Genomic DNA, 16,009 nt, shown 5'->3' on the forward strand with positions numbered 1-16,009 from the left:
TGTAGTGGGTCTATTAATGAATCTGAATACAAATTAATCTTCCACTTTACGGCTAATCGCCTTAATAATCGTATCCATTTCAAAACCACGGTACATCAGAAAACGGATCTGTTTGGCCTTGAGCTTCGGATCTTTAGTAACTTCCGCCCCATATTTTTTGACTTTCAGCGCATAGGCTTGCTGCACCCAGTCAGTTTCTTTCAGTTCTTCTGCGATTAAAGCCGTATCAACTTTCTTGTTTTTTAATTTCATTTTAATCTGATTGGGGCCTTTGCCTTTACGCTTTTGGCTCGACAGCATGGTTTCTGCGACACGCTGATCACTCTGGTAATTCTCTCGTGATAATTCTTCAACTAATTCTAGTACTTCATCGCGATCCTCTGCATATAGGCATAGCTTCTCGATCAGTTCGGCTTTGGCATATTCCTTGCGGGTCAGTACGGCAAAGGCATAAGAACGCAAACGCGAGCCAGTTAAGCCCGGTTTTTTCTTTTCATCACCAGAGGTATCAAACAGGCGCTCTTCTGAATCGAAAGTGGGTTTTTGTTTCGATGTGTTTTGCTGGGTCGCTTGATCATCAGCATCGCCAAATTGCTGTTTTAAAGTTTCATAATCGAGCAGTTTGCTGAATTTTGCCTCTGACATCTTTCTCTCGCATTTTATCATCTACCCATAATAACAAAACGCCCCGTAGGGCGCTGTGTCGTGATGTTTAAAGACTAGGCAGATAATAGATTAGGTATCTAAAAGATCTGCTTCTTCTTTATTATCTTCTTCAGTGATCACGGCTTTGGTCAGCAGTTGCTCGCGAATCAGCTTTTCAATGGTTTGCGCCATTTCTTTATGCTCTTCCAGATAACGGATGGTATTGTTCTTGCCTTGGCCAATTTTGTCGCCTTGATAAGAATACCACGCACCGGCTTTCTGCACGATTTCTTGCTGTACAGCCAGATCGATCAATTCACCCAGATGGTTCACGCCTTTGCCGTACAGAATCTGGAACAGGGCTTCTCTAAATGGAGGTGCCATTTTGTTTTTTACGACTTTGACTTTGGTTTCAGAACCAACGATCTCATCACCTTCTTTCACCTGACCAATACGACGGATGTCTAGACGTACAGATGCATAGAACTTCAATGCGTTACCGCCAGTCGTGGTTTCCGGGCTACCGAACATGACACCAATCTTCATACGAATCTGGTTAATGAAGATCACCATACAGTTGGAACGCTTGGCATTACCGGTGATTTTACGCAGTGCCTGGCTCATCAAACGGGCTTGCAGACCCATATGCGAGTCACCCATTTCGCCTTCAATTTCCGCACGTGGCGTTAGAGCAGCTACAGAATCGACCACGATCATGTCAATTGCACCAGAGCGTACCAGCATATCCGCGATTTCAAGCGCCTGTTCACCGTGATCGGGCTGCGATACCAGCAGGTTGTCGATATCTACGCCAAGTTTACGCGCATATTGCGGATCAAGTGCATGTTCGGCATCGATAAATGCACATGTACCACCGGCTTTTTGACATTCTGCAATTGCTTGCAGGGTCATCGTGGTTTTACCTGATGATTCAGGACCATAAATCTCGACGATACGGCCCTTCGGTAGGCCACCAATACCGAGTGCGATATCCAGAGTTAAAGAACCTGTAGATACTGCTTCAACTGCCTGAACGGTATTGTCACCAAGACGCATTACTGTGTTTTTACCAAACTGTTTTTCAATCTGGCTTAAGGCAGCATTGAGCGCCTTGTTTTTATTCTCATCCATCTTACAACCTCAATACGATGTCACTGAATTCATACTCAAGTGGATGTCTTAAATTAGAGCTTCGTTCCACAGGTGTATAGTGACAGAATTTTCCCTAGTGTTCTATCAATGTCAGCGCATGTACGACACATTCTGACGCTTGAATTTAATCGTCATTATACGACCATGACTGATCAAAACTCTGACTATTTTCATTTTTAAATTTACTGATATCCCGGCGATCTTTCTTGCTTGGACGATGATCGGGACGAGCTAGATTATGCAACTTTCTTTGTGAGGTAATCAATTCCCGTCGAGCAATACTGACTTCGGTTTCTTCATACAGTTTTTGTGCCACAGGTGCGGGCCCACGAACATCGGAAAGTTCTTTCACCAGGACGGTTTTCTTGTCGATGCCTTGCTGAATCGTTAGTTCCATGCCAACACGGACTTCGCGTGATACTTTGACACGTTCACCATTGTGGTGGACTTTACCACCTTCAATTGCATGTTTGGCAATGGAACGGGTCTTGAAAAACCGTGCTGCCCAAAGCCATTTGTCTATACGCATGCCTACCGCATCTTCGGGTAAAGACGATTTACGCATATTTTTTCTCTACCTCAGCCTGATTTAAATAAGTGATTAAATCTGTTAATTGGTGCAGCATCGGATAATTGCAAGTCTCGCGTGCGACTTTGGCCGAGGAGGGGTGCTGGATACTGAACAGGTTTTCAATCCCGTAGGCTTTGGCACCATTCAGGACTTTTTCGGTATCATCAATAAAATAAGCATGTTGCGGATCGAAGGGATGCATGGCATTCAAGCCTTGCCAGAATTCAACAAATTCTTTGGCATGCCCAATCGTTTCTGAACTGACAATCACATCAAAATAATGGCTTAAATTTAAGTGATCCAGTTTAAAGGCCAGTCCGGCACAATCGGCATTGGTGGCCAGCCAGATCGGGTAGCCATTCGTTTTAAGATAATCCAGTAATTCGAGACAATACGGGCGTAAGGCGACTTTGTCTTTATGTTCAATCTGCATCGCCAGAACATCAACTTCGACTTTAGCCGTCCAGAAGCGTGAGGAGTACCAGTTTAGGGTATGATTATGTTCCTGATAGAATGCGGAGAGGGTCGCCTGACTGTGTTCCATGCTACAGCCATGTGTGGCAGCATAACGCACAGGCAGCAACTCATTCCAGATGAAATCATCGTAGGCAAGATCAAGTAAAGTTCCATCCATATCGAAAATTATGGTAGGTTTTTCAGAGCATTTTGACATATTTAGGTTTTCTATGTTTAAAGCAATAGCAGCACCACAAGATCCGATGATTTTGCAGTTTGTGCCCATTTTGACACAAGCCTGTGAAATTTTGCGAGAAGAATATCAGCGTTATTGTTCTGGTGCGGCTTTTGATGTCATCCAAAAAAATGATAATTCTCCGGTAACTCAGGCAGACTTGAGGGTCAATACTTTTCTAACTCAGGCTTTGGCAGATATTTCAGACTTGCCCTTATTGTCAGAAGAAGGAAAAGAACATGAGCGTCGTTCATGGCCAGAATTCTGGTTATTAGATCCGCTAGACGGCACCAAGGAGTTTTTGCATCAGCGGCCTGAATTCACCATCAATTTGAGTTTGGTTCGTGGAAGTTTGACGACTTTTGCCATATTGGCAGTACCAGAGCAGCAAATGATTTATTTCTGTGCAGAGCAGGGGCTACCTTATAAATATGACCTTCAGCGAGATACGTGGTTTGGCTATGAAGCAGCGCCAACAGACCAAAGAATTGCGATTGGTCTGAGTCAAAGTAGCCAGCAGAAACCGAAATATGTCGACTATTTACAGCATCTGGCCAAACTTACCGAATATACAGAGTTCAAAGCGGGCAGCGCCTACAAGTTTTGTATGATGCTGGAAGATCAGGTGGATATCTATCCACGTTTTCACCCAACTTCGGAATGGGACACCAGTGCTGGTCAATGTATGCTCGAACGGATTGGTGGTGGTTTGGTCGATTTAAAAGGGCGGCCATTTATTTATAATCATCGCGATACCTTACTCAATGGCGGATTTATTGCCTATAAAAATAATAATATGAAAAATATTGCATTACAGGCGGTGGCTGACATGCAGGCCGAGCATTGAGCAAAATCCTGAGCATGGTATAGTGATGATTAACTCATTACCAATCCAGTTGGCTGTCACGTGTCCCTGAAACTGCTTCCACCGAGTATGTTAAGTGCAATTGATTTATTGCCTGATGTACAGACGCCTGTCACCTTATTCACACGCCATTCGGTTCGTGAAGATGTTCCGGGTCAAGGTCTGGCAGGTTATGACCTGCAATTGACTGGTCAGGGGCGGGATCTGGCACAGGAATGGGGCGCTTATCTGGCTGATCAGACAGATCGTGTAATTCATCACTGTATTTCGAGCCCGATCCAGCGCTGTATTGATACTGCTGCGCTCATGATTGAAGGTGCAGATGCGGTTACCCCTGAACAGAATACCCATCGTATTGAAATTATCGAACAGGGATTGCTGGTCGAGCCGGGCAGTTTTGTGCTGGATATTCAAAAAGCCGGTCCTTATTTTGCCAAGCAGGGCGCTCTCGGTTTTGTGAACAGTTTTGTGAATAATGCCTTGCCGGGGATGAAACAGCCGATTCATGGTGTGGTGGATGTGCTGGAACTGATTTATAACACCCATCCGCAAAATAAGTATGGGCTGAGTCTGGCAGTCAGTCATGACACGATTCTGGCAGCGATGATTGCCGTAATGTCCGGGCGTCAGGACATCAGCCGAGAAGACTGGCCCAAAATGATGGAAGGTCTGTTTGTCTGGTTCGAGGGCGATGTTTTTCTGGAATCAAAACTGAAATGGATCTGGCGTGGTCAGGTACATGAGCTAGATATTGCTGATTTTAAGCGTTCCCAGTAATTTTAATTTAATAGGTCATTCATTTATCATATAAAAAGCCCAATCGCAGATATGATTGGGCTTTTTACATATAGGTCTGTTTTTTCTAAATGTTGGCTTTTAAGCGCTGAGGATAGGCATTGAGATCAAGCAGGTCACCTGTATCATTCAGCGGCCAAAGAGGACTATTGACTGGAACCTGTTGCTGATGAATGCGACTATATTTGTCGGCGGCGATCAGTGTTGCGATGTCATGTTCCGGAAGGCTGTAAGCTGCAACGACTTGTTGGGGATAGCGGGTGCGTATATAAAAATCTACTTCATTTTCAACCTTATATCGGGCAAAGATATATTCTACTGCGGGCAAATACACACCATAGCCTAACCAGGCATCTACGCCTTGAGATGCCTGAAGTTCAGCAGTGCCTTTCATATTGGAAATCACCCGGCCTAAAATGTCTTTTTCACCTTGGGTCTTAAAGTATTCAATATATTGCTGTTCGATTGCTAGAAACTTCTCTAAAGATGGTAAATATTTTGTAATCATGGTTTTTATTCCCTTCACAGCCAGCAAAATAGTGACAAGCTTAAAATTATAGTGATGTAAGCAATATGATTGAGAATACCATAATTTTTATATGGGATTGTATCAGAGTAAAAAATTGAAAATAAAAATGAGAAAAATACAGAATCATTTTTTAGCAGACATAAAAAAAAGCCCTAAAAAGGGCTTTTTTCATTGCAACAAATTAGTTAGCTAATGCTTTAACTTGTGCGTTCAAGCGGCTCTTGTGACGAGCTGCTTTGTTTTTATGGATGATGCCTTTGTCAGCCATGCGGTCGATTACTGGAACAAGCGTTTTGTACGCTTCAGTAGCAACAGCATAGTCATTAGTGCCGATAGCAGCTAATGTACGTTTAAGATAGGTACGAACCATAGAACGCAAGCTTGCGTTGTGTTTGCGTGCTTTAACGTTTTGACGAGCACGTTTTTTAGCTTGAGCAGAGTTTGCCACTCGTGCACTCCTTGAAATAGATTGGTCTGGGCGGGCTGAAACTCAACTGAAAACCATCATCAGAGGAATTATCACCAGCCCGTAAACAAGTGCCATATTTTGATTAAACTGAGCACCGAAGTCAAGTCTTGACATGCTTTGACAACATTTTAGATGCAGAAAAATTCTAAAGAAAACGTTAGATTAGTATTCTACCTAGGAGATCGTATAAAAAATGACTAAATCGCTGATTCATCCCATCGTCATAGGTGCCACCGGTTTGGTGGGAAAACAACTCTTAAAACGTCTGCAAGACGAGCCAACTTGCCAGCATATTACTGCAGTGGTCAGAAAATATCAAAATGATCTGGATAGTTTGGATAAAGTCCAGCAATTGGTACTTGAAGATTTTCTGATGCTGAATGATCAGGATGTCAGCGAGCACAGTCACGGTTTTAGCTGTTTGGGCAGTACCATGAAACAAGCCGGATCCAAGCAGGCCTTTTATAATATTGATTATACTATTAATGCCCATTTTGCCGAATTGCTGCAACAGACTTCAGCGCATTACTTGCTGTTGAGTGCGATGGGCGCCAACTCCCAGTCTCATTTTTATTATAATCAGGTTAAAGGCCAGCTAGAAGAATATGTACAGACCTTGAGTCTGGATAAAATCAGCCTGATTCGGCCTTCATTATTAATTGGCGAACGTCCCGAGCAGCGTTTTTTGGAGGATGCCGCACAGCAGGTTTATCATAAAATATCGCGTTTTATTCCGGATGGTTTTGCTTATAAGCCAGTGACAGCCGAGCAGGTAGCTCATACTATGGTCGAGGCCGCGCTGACTCAGACGGTAAAATTTGAAATTTATGATAATTTACGCATACAAAAAATGAAATGAGGGGAAACACCGTGTCTACAGCAGCATTTGTCACCTGTGACTTATTAGATGATCATCCGGAATTAGAGCTTCAAGTGGTGACACCTTGTCTGGACGGTAAATTTTTTAAGAGTTATGGGGCCCGGAAAACTTTTGGCGGTCAGATTGTGACGGTGAAATGTTTTGAAGATAACTCCCGGGTGAAAGAGTTACTGGCCACAGATGGAACAGGCAAGGTACTGGTGGTCGATGGCGGTGCATCGATGCGCTGTGCCTTGATGGGTGACCTGATTGCAGAATCAGCGGTAAAAAATCACTGGAATGGCGTGATTATTTATGGTTGTGTGCGTGATGTCGATGCGATTGCTGAACTTGATCTTGGTGTGCATGCATTGGCGGCTATTCCGCAAAAGAGTAATCGCAAGGGTGTGGGTGAAGTTGATATCTCTCTCTGTTTTGGTGGTGTAACGTTTAATGCTGGCGATTATGTCTATGCAGACAATAATGGTATTGTGGTGTCCAAAACAGCCTTAGTGGCTTAATCGGCTAGAATCTGCATTTCTGCATGCAAGAATAACAACAAAACTCATTTGTACCCTGAAAGACAGGATGCTTAGATTCTGTCTTTCATTCATATAAAACAAAAATAGGAAAATACTATGTTGAGTCATCAAATCAAGGTTGCACAAGCATTAGCCTCTTCAGTCGCCCAAGGAGGACGTGGCATGGTTGGAACGCCATTTCCGAATCAGCCTGAAAAATCAATTAAGCTCTATGAATTTGAAGGTTCACCTTTTTGTCGTCGGGTGCGAGAAGTGCTGACCTTACTTAATTTGGACTATGAAGTTTATCCGTGCCCTAAGGGTGGTACGAAATATCGTCCGGTCGTAAAACAGTTGGGCGGCAAGACTCGCTTTCCATTTTTGGTGGATGAAAATACAGGCGATCAGATGTATGAGTCGCAAGATATTATCCATCATCTCTTCAAGCATTATGGCAAAAGTGGCAAAACGCCAAAGAAATATGCAACTTATCCGAAAATTCCAGTCGCTGCTTTTGCTGGAACGATTATTAATGGTGCGCGCGGAGTCTGGATCAATAAACAGGTGGTTGATCGTCCGGCACCGGAACAGCTATTGGAATTATGGGGTTTTGAAGCCAGTCCTTTTGTCCGAGTGGTACGTGGCGTTCTCTCAGAGCTTGAAATTCCCTTTGTTTTTCATAATGTCGCCAAAGAACGTTGGCAGGATTATGGGCCAGCCAAGTTGCGCTTAAGACCGGGGAAATATGAACCACTACCAGGCGGGAAGCGTGAACATTTATTTGAAATGATGGGAAATAATATTCAGGTTCCTTATCTGGTCGATCCAAATACAGGCGTGAATATGTTTGAATCAGCTGAGATTGTAAAATATTTAAAACAGCAATACGGCGCCGCTTAAAATATTCAGCCTATTAAAACTCTAAAATTGTGCTTAAGAAATGCCATTCACTGCATAGATGGCATTTTTTTATGCTGGTTTTAAGCAGACGGTATTTAGAATATCCCTATGAGGCTAGAAAGAAATAGCATAAAAATGAAATAAATCATGATTTTTAGAGTTTTTTTGGTTATATTTTACTCTTCAAGGTGACATAACAATAAATATAAGGGGCGTGCTTATGACAGCACTAGAGGCAGTCTTGCCAGTACCTGTATTAATCGTTGAAGATGAGTATGTCATTCAACGACGTTTAAAAATTATATTAACCAATTTGGGCTATAGCGAAGATGTTCTGCTCTTTGCCAATAATCTTAAAGAAGCATATTTCATTTTAAAACAACAGCCGATTTCACTGGCATTGGTCGATTTGGGGCTGCCAGATGGGAGTGGGATTTCGATTATTGAAAAAATTCGCGAAAATGACGCACAAACTCTGATTTTGGTGGTTTCGGCCTGGAGTACGCAGAACAGTTTATTTACTGCAATTCAGGCGGGTGCCACCGGTTATGTATTAAAAGAACGCGATGATGTGGAGGTCACTCTGGCGATCCGCAGTATTTTACGGGGTGGCGCGCCAATTGATCCTTTTATTGCGCGGGAAATTCTCAAACAGATTTCTATACCTGCTTCATCACCACCAGTCGAACGCAACCATTCGGATGCCGAGCAGGAAGTGCTGACCCATCGAGAAAAAGAAATTCTGTCACTGGTCGCACAAGGCCTGAGTAATCGAGAGATTGCCGAGCAACTTTGTGTGTCACGTTATACCGTCGAAAGTCATATCAAGCATATTTACCGGAAACTGTCCGTCAGTCGGCGTACCAAGGCAGTCAGTACCGCACGGCATTTAGGAATTCTGTGATGCATCCAGCTCGTTCTGGAAGCAGGCAGCGACAGAGATTGCAATGGATCGGTATTTTGCTCTTTTGCTGCTGGCTGTGTCTGTTAAGTGGTATGAGTCAGGCGCAAGACCATTTTCAGGTCAATGATCTCTGTGATGTAAAGATTGACTACATTCAAAAGGTTCAGGTGCAAAATCCTAGCCAGATGCCTGCATCTGGCTGGCAAAGTGTCAGTTTGCCGGATAACTGGCAGCGTAACTGGAAAGATTATCATGGTGGGGCCTGGTATAAAATTGTTTGGGACTGGTCATGCCAAGACAATATTCGTCTTGCAGAACCGATTGCCTTTTCCATTGATTATATTAATTCGGCCGGCGCCGTGTTCCTGAATGGTGATTTACTCTGGTCAGATCAACACCTGCAAGAGCCATTGTCAAAAAGTTGGAATATGCCGCGTTACTGGATTTTGCCCATCAGTGGCTTAAACAAGGGCAGTAATGAAATTCTGGTTTATGTACAGGGTTATAGTTTTCAGAACGCCGGACTGGGTAAAATTGAATTTAATAATGTGCTGGTCAATAGCCAGAAGCATTTAGGCGAAATCTGGGATCGCCGCACGCTGTTTCAGATGAATATGATTTTCTCAGCAATGATTGGGATCATCTGCTTCATTGTCTGGCAATTTCGACGTTCAGAAACCACCTTTGGCTGGCTGGCACTCAGTTCATTCCTATGGATTCTGTTTATTTCCAATATGCTGACCACAGAAAGCTTTCCGTTTCGCTCCAGCATCGCGGCCAGCAAAGCCAATATGCTTTGTTTTATTGCCTATATCCACTGTTTTAGTCTGTATTTGATCCGCTTTTTAAAACAGAGATTTAAGTATGTGGAGCGGGGATTTATCCTGATCACGCTTTTATTTGCTCTGCTGATTGTGATGAGTTCCTTGGATTATCTGGGGCAGATACTGGGCACAGCATTTATTTTCTATGTGGGATTATTTATAAGCTGTATTATTTATGTGAGCTATTACGCAATTAAAACCCGCAATGGGGAATATCTTTTCCTGATGCTGTGTCTCTGGGGGATTTTGTTATGTGTAATCGTAGATCTGATCATTTTAAGTCAAACGGCAATTAGTGATTTTTCACCTTTATCACCCTATACCTCACCAATTATTACCCTGTTTGTGGTGCTGATTATGGCCACGCGGTTGAATCGTAATGTCAGGAAAATCGAAAAATTTAATAGCCAGTTAGAACGTAAAGTCCAGCAGGTCAGCGCTGATCTGAATAAAAGCCTGAACGATAAACATCAACTGGAGCTGGATAATGTCCGCTTACAGGAGCGGATTAACTTATCGCATGAACTGCATGATGGGCTAGGAGGCTCGATTGTGCGCTCTATGATTCTGGTCGATCAGAGTACTGACAGCATTCCCAACCGACAGTTTCTTTCTATGCTGAAATTGCTTAGAGATGATCTCAGACAAATCATTGATAGTGGTTCGTCTATCGAAAATAAAGTACCGGAAACCCCGCTACTTTGGATTGCCCCGGTACGTTATCGTTTTACCCAGTTGCTGGAAGAGATAAATATTGAGGTTGAATGGTTATTTCCAAAAGTCTGGCAGCGTGAACCGACCGCATTGCAATGTTTGACCCTGATTCGGGTGGTCGAAGAAAGTCTGACCAATATCATTAAGCACAGTCAGGCCAGTCAGGCGAAAGTCAGTCTGGAATATTTTCTGCCACATCAACTCACTTTAAGCATTCAGGACAATGGCGTTGGGTTTGATGCTGAAATAGTGCAAAAAAATGGTCTGAGTATTGGGATGCGCAGCATGAAAATGCGGGTCGAACGTATGGGAGGCGTGTTTCAGATTGAGTCTGAGAAAGGGCATACAGTGATTCAGGTCGTATTGGAGCTCTATCAACCCTAATCTTTTCAAATAAAAAGAGCATTATTTAATCCTCTTTTTATTTGGCTTTAGCTTAGAATTAGTCTTGTTCTGCTGGCGGAACCAGCATCAGTACCGCATCATTTAATAATGCCGCGACATCTTCCAGAATATCTTCATCAGCGAAGTTTTCATCCAGCAATATGATTTCACCGTCTGCAAGCTGCTTGAGTTTTGTGGTAAATGCCTCAGAGATCTCAATCCCTTCACCATTGGCCCAGAACAGAACATCGCCGTCTGCTTCAGTGTAGAGCAAGCGTGAAGCCGGTTCGAGCATCAGGCTATAACCCTGATCCAGTGCTTCCTCCAGATCACCTGTGCCGATTTCTTCCGCTTCCGGAAGGTTCTCTGGATATTTGGGTTCTGACATTAAAGTCATAATGGCATCTTCTAAAACATTCGAATTATGCAGTTGCTGCATGATCTGTTCTTTTAGATATTCCAGCTCATTGCCGCTGACTTCACCAATGGCTCCGACTTGGTCACGAATAATATCAACCAGCGGATTGCGTAAACTTTCATTCTCAGAAAATTTATCACCAACACGGTCCATCATGTCGCTCACATTTGGCATACGGAAGCCAAAGGAAAAGGTTAGACAATCATCTTCTGCAACGCCGTAATGCGCCAAACCAGGTGGCACATACAGCAAGTCGCCAGGTGCCAGAACTTCGTCAAAATTCACCTCAATTTCAGGCAATAATTTCAGTGGCTGACCCGGAACCAATGCAGTTTCGGCATCACACATTTGTCCGAGCTGCCAGCTACGATGCCCGTAGCCTTGTACCAGAAAGACATCGTAAAAATCAAAATGTTTTCCTACAGAGCCGCCTTGAGGTGCATAAGACACCATGATGTCATCGCGGCGCCACTGTGGAATAAACGGGAACTTTTTCCACATTTCCGACAGGTCAAATGAATAATGATCTACCGCCTGAACCAAAAGTGTCCATAGCTTGGGCATTTTCTGAAAATCAGCTTTAAGTAAAGGCGAAGATTTCACGCTCCACTGATTCGGATCACGGTCTTTTTGCTTGATTAAACGCGCAGTGACGTGTTCTTCAAGCGCAAGTTCCATCACGTCGTCAGGTTCAAGCAGATTGGCAATTTCAGGCATCGCATTACGCACCAGTAACGGTTTTTTTTGCCAGTATTCACTCAAAAATTGTTCAGCGGTGATTCCGCCTAAAACGTCTAAAGATTGAGACATAGATTACAGCCTGAATTAAGGGGAGATTAAGGAACTAAAATTTTCAATTCACGAAGAATGTGACACAGCTTGATCATCGGCATGCCCATCAAAGTGGTCTGGTCTTGCCCGATCATTTCTTCAAACAGGCTGATGCCGAGGCTTTCACATTTGAAACTGCCGGCACAATGCAGTGGCTGTTCAATCGTGACATAGCGTTCAATTTCGGCTTTGGACAGTTTACGGAACTTGACTTTATAGTGCTCGACCAGCGTTCGTTCATAACCAGTAGCCTGCTGTTGCACACTGAGTGCAGTACTGAAATAGACAATCTTGTCCGAATTGGCCTGTAACTGGCGAATGGCTTTTTCAGGGGTTAAAGGTTTGCCAATAAAAATATCTGGTGCGCCTTCACGCCATGCCACCTGATCCGAACCAATCACAATCGCTTCAGGATTTTTCTCAGCAATATATTTGGCTTTCTCAAAAGCCAGACGCTTGGCCAAATCATCTGCGTGATTTTCACCGCGAGGAGATTCATCGATATCCGGTACTAGAGAAATATAATCAATATGCAGGCGATCCATCAACTCTTTACGGGTTTGGCTGGAGGATGCCAAAATAATCTGTACAGCATTCATTAGACAGCATATTCCTCAAGAATATTTAAAGGTACATAAGACAGCACCGCTTTATGGCAGGCTTGCAGCTTGATCGGGGGCGCTTGACCTGCTTCATAGGCTTCGACCCAGCGTGTCACGCAGAGGCACCAGAAATCACCGGGTTGCAGGCCAGGGAAGTCCAGCTCTGGCAAAGGTGTGATCAGGTCATTGCCCACTTTTTGCGAGAAATTGAGAAATTCCGACGTCATCTGCGCGCATACCGTATGCTGCCCCAGATCAGTGGTCGCAGTATGGCAAAAGCCATTGCGGAAATAACCGGTAATCGGATCGAAGCAGCAGCTTGATAAAGGCTCACCTAACACATTCAAACGGTTAAGATTTGGATCAGGATGTATCGACATAGGCACTGAATCTAAAAGAAGCTTTTTTCTATCATAACAAAACTTTGGCATTCAGAATGTTTTCTGCAAAAGATGCTAACCTTTTTCTGCATAATCATTTAAAATCGGCTGGTTTTAATATCTATAAAGTGAGCTCTACATGAACTTTCAGCGTATGACTGACCTCGATTTAGCAGGTAAACGTGTTCTGATCCGTGAAGATTTAAACGTTCCTGTTAAAAATGGTGTGATCACCAGCGATGCGCGTCTTCGTGCAGCATTGCCAACCATTCAAGCAGCAGTTGAAAAAGGCGCTGCAGTGATGGTGTATTCTCACCTTGGTCGTCCGGTTGAAGGTGAGCCTAAAGCTGAACAATCGCTTGCACCTGTAGCGGCTTACTTGACTGAAGCTTTGGGTCAAGACGTAAAATTATTTACCGACTACCTAGATGGCGTTGAGGTTCAGCCGGGTCAAGTTGTGTTACTTGAGAACTGCCGTTTTAACGTTGGTGAGAAGAAAAACAATCCTGAACTTGCTGCAAAATATGCAGCGCTGTGTGATGTATTCGTGATGGATGCATTCGGTACAGCGCACCGTGCAGAAGCATCGACTGAAGGCGTAGCGCGTCTTGCTAAAGTTGCAGCAGCAGGTCCTTTATTGGCAGCTGAACTTGATGCACTAGGCCGTGCACTTAAGACACCTGAAAAGCCAATGGTGGCAATTGTTGCGGGTTCTAAAGTATCGACTAAACTTGATGTATTGACTTCACTGTCTGACATCTGCGATCAATTGATCGTGGGTGGTGGTATTGCCAATACTTTCCTTGCTGCGGCAGGCTATAACGTTGGTAAGTCACTGTGTGAAAAAGATCTGATCGATACTGCAAAAGCCATTGCTGCAAAAGTATCAGTGCCACTTCCAACTGACGTTGTGGTTGCCGATGCTTCTGAAATCAACTTTGAAGATTTCCTGGGTTCATTGGCTGCTGCGAAAGCAACTGTGAAAAATGTTGCCGATGTTGCTGATAACGACATGATTCTGGATGTAGGTCCGGAAACTGCGAAAGCATTTGCAGAAATCCTGAAAACCTCTAAAACCATTCTCTGGAATGGCCCGGTGGGTGTGTTTGAAGTCGATCAATTCGGCGAAGGTACCAAAACTTTATCTTTAGCGATTGCTGAATCTGCCGGTTTCTCGATCGCGGGTGGTGGTGACACATTAGCTGCAATCGACAAGTACGAAGTAGCAGATAAAATTGGCTATATTTCTACGGGTGGTGGTGCATTCCTCGAATTCGTTGAAGGTAAAACCCTTCCTGCAGTTGCCGTACTCTTAGAACGTGCTTGATTGCATGTCCTAAGCTAAAAAGCTGGCCAAGTGCCAGCTTTTTTATGTCATTTTTTTGACAATGAAAACTTACCCTTCATAGCTTCGTCATGAAAATGCAATAAATCTGTCATAAGATGCAGTCATTAAATCACCAAATGATGAGATCACGTGATGAAAAAACAGTTAACTTTGGCGGCTTTATTCGCTGCATCATTGGCACTGACTGCATGTGCGAAACAGGAAAATGCACCGGTCGCTGAAACAGAAAGCTCGGCAGCAGTAGCCAATGAGACTATAACGCCAGAGCAGCAAGCAGCCATTGATGCTATTGACCAGCCAGTTTTAGATGAAAAAAATACCGATATTCCAGCTGAAATTGCCAATGCGCCAGCAGATGAAGCAACTGCAGACCAGTCAGTTGCAGCGACTTCTGAGCCTGTAGCACCTTAATCCAGTGCATGTGAGACAAAATCCCTGCAAAAGCAGGGATTTTTTTTAAATAGTGTTATTTGTTGCTGAATTGAAACCTTTGAACATGTAGAATATGTGGCATTCACTGGGAGGATATTATGGCTCTTATTTCATTGCGCCAGCTCTTGGATCACGCCGGCGAACATGCTTACGGCGTACCAGCATTTAACGTAAACAACTTAGAACAAATGCGTGCAATTATGCTTGCAGCAGATGCAACCAATTCACCTGTTATCGTACAAGCATCTGCGGGTGCGCGTAAATATGCAGGCGCTCCGTTCTTGCGTCACCTGATTTTGGCTGCAATTGAAGAATGGCCACATATTCCAGTGGTAATGCACCAAGACCACGGAACCAGCCCTGACATTTGCCAACGTTCAATCCAGCTCGGCTTTTCATCAGTGATGATGGACGGCTCACTTGGTGAAGATGGCAAAACCCCAACTTCATACGAATACAACGTTGATGTGACTCGTCGTACGGTTCAAATGGCACATGCATGTGGCGTTTCTGTAGAAGGGGAGATCGGTTGTTTAGGTAGTCTTGAAACAGGTATGGCGGGTGAAGAAGATGGCGTGGGCGCAGAAGGCGTACTGGATCATTCTCAACTCCTGACTTCAGTTGAAGAAGCACGTAGTTTCGTTGCAGATACCAATGTGGATGCGCTGGCGATTGCTGTAGGTACTTCACACGGTGCGTACAAATTTACGCGTCCACCTACAGGCGATATTCTGGCGATTGACCGCATTAAAGAAATTCATGCGGCACTTCCAAATACGCATTTGGTTATGCACGGTTCAAGCTCTGTGCCACAAGAGTGGTTGGCAGTAATTAACCAGTATGGCGGCGACATCAAGGAAACTTATGGTGTTCCGGTTGAGCAGCTGGTTGAAGCGATCAAACATGGCGTGCGTAAAATCAACATCGATACTGACTTGCGTTTAGCATCTACAGGTGCAATGCGTCGTATGATGTCAGAAAAACCAAGCGAATTCGATCCTCGTAAATTCTTCAGCGCAACGGTTGATGCCATGAAGCAAATCTGTATCGATCGTTATGAAGCATTTGGTACTGCCGGTAATGCAGACAAGATTCGCCCAATTTCTTTAGAGAAAATGGTGTCGTACTATAATAAATAATTCCCAGTGAATCATTTATAGAAAAAGCCCACAGCG

At 43.9% G+C, this 16,009-nt stretch carries 19 protein-coding genes; 10 read left to right on the forward strand and 9 right to left on the reverse strand.

The features are described from left to right. Window positions 1-33 precede the first annotated feature (33 nt). The 4 genes from FTU95_RS02330 to FTU95_RS02345 all read right to left on the reverse strand — a co-directional run bounded on the left by FTU95_RS02330 (window position 34) and on the right by FTU95_RS02345 (window position 3,041). On the reverse strand, window positions 34-645 hold the full coding sequence (locus tag FTU95_RS02330; protein ID WP_180077415.1) for a regulatory protein RecX: 612 nt from the start codon (window positions 643-645) through the stop codon (window positions 34-36). A gap of 90 nt (window positions 646-735) precedes the next feature. After that, on the reverse strand, window positions 736-1,776 hold the full coding sequence (gene recA / locus FTU95_RS02335) for a recombinase RecA (RefSeq protein ID WP_100328697.1): 1,041 nt from the start codon (window positions 1,774-1,776) through the stop codon (window positions 736-738). 145 nt (window positions 1,777-1,921) lie between these two features. Then, the gene (locus FTU95_RS02340; protein ID WP_005096718.1) at window positions 1,922-2,362 is read right to left on the reverse strand and encodes an RNA-binding S4 domain-containing protein; all 441 of its coding nucleotides are present in this window, start codon (window positions 2,360-2,362) and stop codon (window positions 1,922-1,924) included. Continuing rightward, window positions 2,355-3,041: an HAD-IA family hydrolase gene (locus FTU95_RS02345; RefSeq protein ID WP_034608527.1), complete on the reverse strand. Its 687-nt coding sequence runs from the start codon at window positions 3,039-3,041 to the stop codon at window positions 2,355-2,357. The genes FTU95_RS02340 and FTU95_RS02345 overlap by 8 nt, the downstream gene beginning before the upstream one ends. A gap of 13 nt (window positions 3,042-3,054) precedes the next feature. Here FTU95_RS02345 and FTU95_RS02350 point away from each other — a divergent pair, with 13 nt between their 5' ends. Together FTU95_RS02350 and FTU95_RS02355 are read left to right on the forward strand one after the other, a co-directional pair. After that, complete coding sequence (locus tag FTU95_RS02350; RefSeq protein ID WP_100355033.1) at window positions 3,055-3,906, forward strand: 3'(2'),5'-bisphosphate nucleotidase CysQ; 852 nt, start codon at window positions 3,055-3,057, stop codon at window positions 3,904-3,906. 60 nt (window positions 3,907-3,966) lie between these two features. Next, window positions 3,967-4,701: a phosphoglycerate mutase family protein gene (locus tag FTU95_RS02355; protein WP_034608526.1), complete on the forward strand. Its 735-nt coding sequence runs from the start codon at window positions 3,967-3,969 to the stop codon at window positions 4,699-4,701. 85 nt (window positions 4,702-4,786) lie between these two features. Here FTU95_RS02355 and FTU95_RS02360 read toward each other — a convergent pair whose 3' ends face one another. Beyond that, window positions 4,787-5,227, reverse strand: coding sequence for a hypothetical protein (locus FTU95_RS02360; RefSeq protein WP_180077417.1), 441 nt, complete (start codon window positions 5,225-5,227; stop codon window positions 4,787-4,789). Between the two features lie 202 nt (window positions 5,228-5,429). Next, window positions 5,430-5,696, reverse strand: a complete 267-nt coding sequence (gene rpsT / locus FTU95_RS02365) for a 30S ribosomal protein S20 (RefSeq protein WP_005171172.1) — start codon at window positions 5,694-5,696, stop codon at window positions 5,430-5,432. A 214-nt stretch (window positions 5,697-5,910) separates the two neighbouring features. Here rpsT and FTU95_RS02370 point away from each other — a divergent pair, with 214 nt between their 5' ends. From FTU95_RS02370 to FTU95_RS02390, 5 genes are all read left to right on the forward strand, one after another. Beyond that, window positions 5,911-6,576 carry an NAD(P)H-binding protein gene (locus tag FTU95_RS02370; protein ID WP_005171169.1) on the forward strand — a complete coding sequence of 222 codons (666 nt, stop codon included), beginning with the start codon at window positions 5,911-5,913 and terminating at the stop codon, window positions 6,574-6,576. A gap of 11 nt (window positions 6,577-6,587) precedes the next feature. Further along, a complete protein-coding gene (gene rraA / locus FTU95_RS02375) occupies window positions 6,588-7,097 on the forward strand; it encodes a ribonuclease E activity regulator RraA (protein ID WP_005096725.1) in 510 nt (169 codons plus the stop codon). A gap of 117 nt (window positions 7,098-7,214) precedes the next feature. After that, entirely contained in the window at window positions 7,215-7,997 is a 783-nt protein-coding gene (locus FTU95_RS02380) for a glutathione S-transferase N-terminal domain-containing protein (protein WP_180039791.1), read from the forward strand. A 220-nt stretch (window positions 7,998-8,217) separates the two neighbouring features. Continuing rightward, window positions 8,218-8,901, forward strand: a complete 684-nt coding sequence (locus FTU95_RS02385; protein WP_005096728.1) for a response regulator transcription factor — start codon at window positions 8,218-8,220, stop codon at window positions 8,899-8,901. Then, window positions 8,901-10,823 carry an ATP-binding protein gene (locus FTU95_RS02390; protein ID WP_180077419.1) on the forward strand — a complete coding sequence of 641 codons (1,923 nt, stop codon included), beginning with the start codon at window positions 8,901-8,903 and terminating at the stop codon, window positions 10,821-10,823. Before FTU95_RS02385 ends, FTU95_RS02390 begins: the two co-directional genes overlap by 1 nt. A gap of 58 nt (window positions 10,824-10,881) precedes the next feature. Here the strand turns inward: FTU95_RS02390 and FTU95_RS02395 are convergent, their stop codons facing one another. From FTU95_RS02395 to FTU95_RS02405, 3 genes are read right to left on the reverse strand one after another with little or no spacing between them, the layout of a single operon-like run. Next, the gene (locus FTU95_RS02395; RefSeq protein WP_180077421.1) at window positions 10,882-12,051 is read right to left on the reverse strand and encodes a cupin domain-containing protein; all 1,170 of its coding nucleotides are present in this window, start codon (window positions 12,049-12,051) and stop codon (window positions 10,882-10,884) included. A 26-nt stretch (window positions 12,052-12,077) separates the two neighbouring features. Beyond that, complete coding sequence (locus tag FTU95_RS02400; protein WP_005171155.1) at window positions 12,078-12,671, reverse strand: nucleoside triphosphate pyrophosphatase; 594 nt, start codon at window positions 12,669-12,671, stop codon at window positions 12,078-12,080. Further along, window positions 12,671-13,054 carry a DUF2237 family protein gene (locus FTU95_RS02405; protein ID WP_005096732.1) on the reverse strand — a complete coding sequence of 128 codons (384 nt, stop codon included), beginning with the start codon at window positions 13,052-13,054 and terminating at the stop codon, window positions 12,671-12,673. Before FTU95_RS02405 ends, FTU95_RS02400 begins: the two co-directional genes overlap by 1 nt. A 139-nt stretch (window positions 13,055-13,193) precedes the next feature. On the opposite strand from FTU95_RS02405, the gene FTU95_RS02410 reads away from it, so the two are divergent. The 3 genes from FTU95_RS02410 (at window position 13,194) to fba (ending at window position 15,973) form a co-directional block, all read left to right on the forward strand. Continuing rightward, a complete protein-coding gene (locus FTU95_RS02410) occupies window positions 13,194-14,381 on the forward strand; it encodes a phosphoglycerate kinase (protein ID WP_074382847.1) in 1,188 nt (395 codons plus the stop codon). 153 nt (window positions 14,382-14,534) lie between these two features. Next, complete coding sequence (locus tag FTU95_RS02415; protein ID WP_100535005.1) at window positions 14,535-14,813, forward strand: hypothetical protein; 279 nt, start codon at window positions 14,535-14,537, stop codon at window positions 14,811-14,813. A gap of 119 nt (window positions 14,814-14,932) precedes the next feature. Then, window positions 14,933-15,973: a class II fructose-bisphosphate aldolase gene (gene fba / locus FTU95_RS02420; protein ID WP_180077423.1), complete on the forward strand. Its 1,041-nt coding sequence runs from the start codon at window positions 14,933-14,935 to the stop codon at window positions 15,971-15,973. The last annotated feature ends 36 nt before the right edge of the window (window positions 15,974-16,009 follow it).

The sequence above is a fragment of the Acinetobacter sp. YH12208 genome (assembly GCF_013418055.1).
Taxonomy (GTDB): Bacteria; Pseudomonadota; Gammaproteobacteria; order Pseudomonadales; family Moraxellaceae; genus Acinetobacter; species Acinetobacter pseudolwoffii.

Excerpts from the sequence above, each read along its gene's own strand:
- FTU95_RS02330 (WP_180077415.1), bottom strand. The coding sequence starts at position 645 with ATGTCAGAGGCAAAATTCAGCAAACTGCTCGATTATGAAACTTTAAAA.
- recA (WP_100328697.1), bottom strand. The coding sequence starts at position 1,776 with ATGGATGAGAATAAAAACAAGGCGCTCAATGCTGCCTTAAGCCAGATT.
- FTU95_RS02340 (WP_005096718.1), bottom strand. The coding sequence starts at position 2,362 with ATGCGTAAATCGTCTTTACCCGAAGATGCGGTAGGCATGCGTATAGAC.
- FTU95_RS02345 (WP_034608527.1), bottom strand. The coding sequence starts at position 3,041 with ATGTCAAAATGCTCTGAAAAACCTACCATAATTTTCGATATGGATGGA.
- FTU95_RS02350 (WP_100355033.1), top strand. The coding sequence starts at position 3,055 with ATGTTTAAAGCAATAGCAGCACCACAAGATCCGATGATTTTGCAGTTT.
- FTU95_RS02360 (WP_180077417.1), bottom strand. The coding sequence starts at position 5,227 with ATGATTACAAAATATTTACCATCTTTAGAGAAGTTTCTAGCAATCGAA.
- FTU95_RS02370 (WP_005171169.1), top strand. The coding sequence starts at position 5,911 with ATGACTAAATCGCTGATTCATCCCATCGTCATAGGTGCCACCGGTTTG.
- FTU95_RS02380 (WP_180039791.1), top strand. The coding sequence starts at position 7,215 with ATGTTGAGTCATCAAATCAAGGTTGCACAAGCATTAGCCTCTTCAGTC.
- FTU95_RS02385 (WP_005096728.1), top strand. The coding sequence starts at position 8,218 with ATGACAGCACTAGAGGCAGTCTTGCCAGTACCTGTATTAATCGTTGAA.
- FTU95_RS02390 (WP_180077419.1), top strand. The coding sequence starts at position 8,901 with ATGCATCCAGCTCGTTCTGGAAGCAGGCAGCGACAGAGATTGCAATGG.
- FTU95_RS02395 (WP_180077421.1), bottom strand. The coding sequence starts at position 12,051 with ATGTCTCAATCTTTAGACGTTTTAGGCGGAATCACCGCTGAACAATTT.
- FTU95_RS02400 (WP_005171155.1), bottom strand. The coding sequence starts at position 12,671 with ATGAATGCTGTACAGATTATTTTGGCATCCTCCAGCCAAACCCGTAAA.
- FTU95_RS02405 (WP_005096732.1), bottom strand. The coding sequence starts at position 13,054 with ATGTCGATACATCCTGATCCAAATCTTAACCGTTTGAATGTGTTAGGT.
- FTU95_RS02410 (WP_074382847.1), top strand. The coding sequence starts at position 13,194 with ATGAACTTTCAGCGTATGACTGACCTCGATTTAGCAGGTAAACGTGTT.
- FTU95_RS02415 (WP_100535005.1), top strand. The coding sequence starts at position 14,535 with ATGAAAAAACAGTTAACTTTGGCGGCTTTATTCGCTGCATCATTGGCA.
- fba (WP_180077423.1), top strand. The coding sequence starts at position 14,933 with ATGGCTCTTATTTCATTGCGCCAGCTCTTGGATCACGCCGGCGAACAT.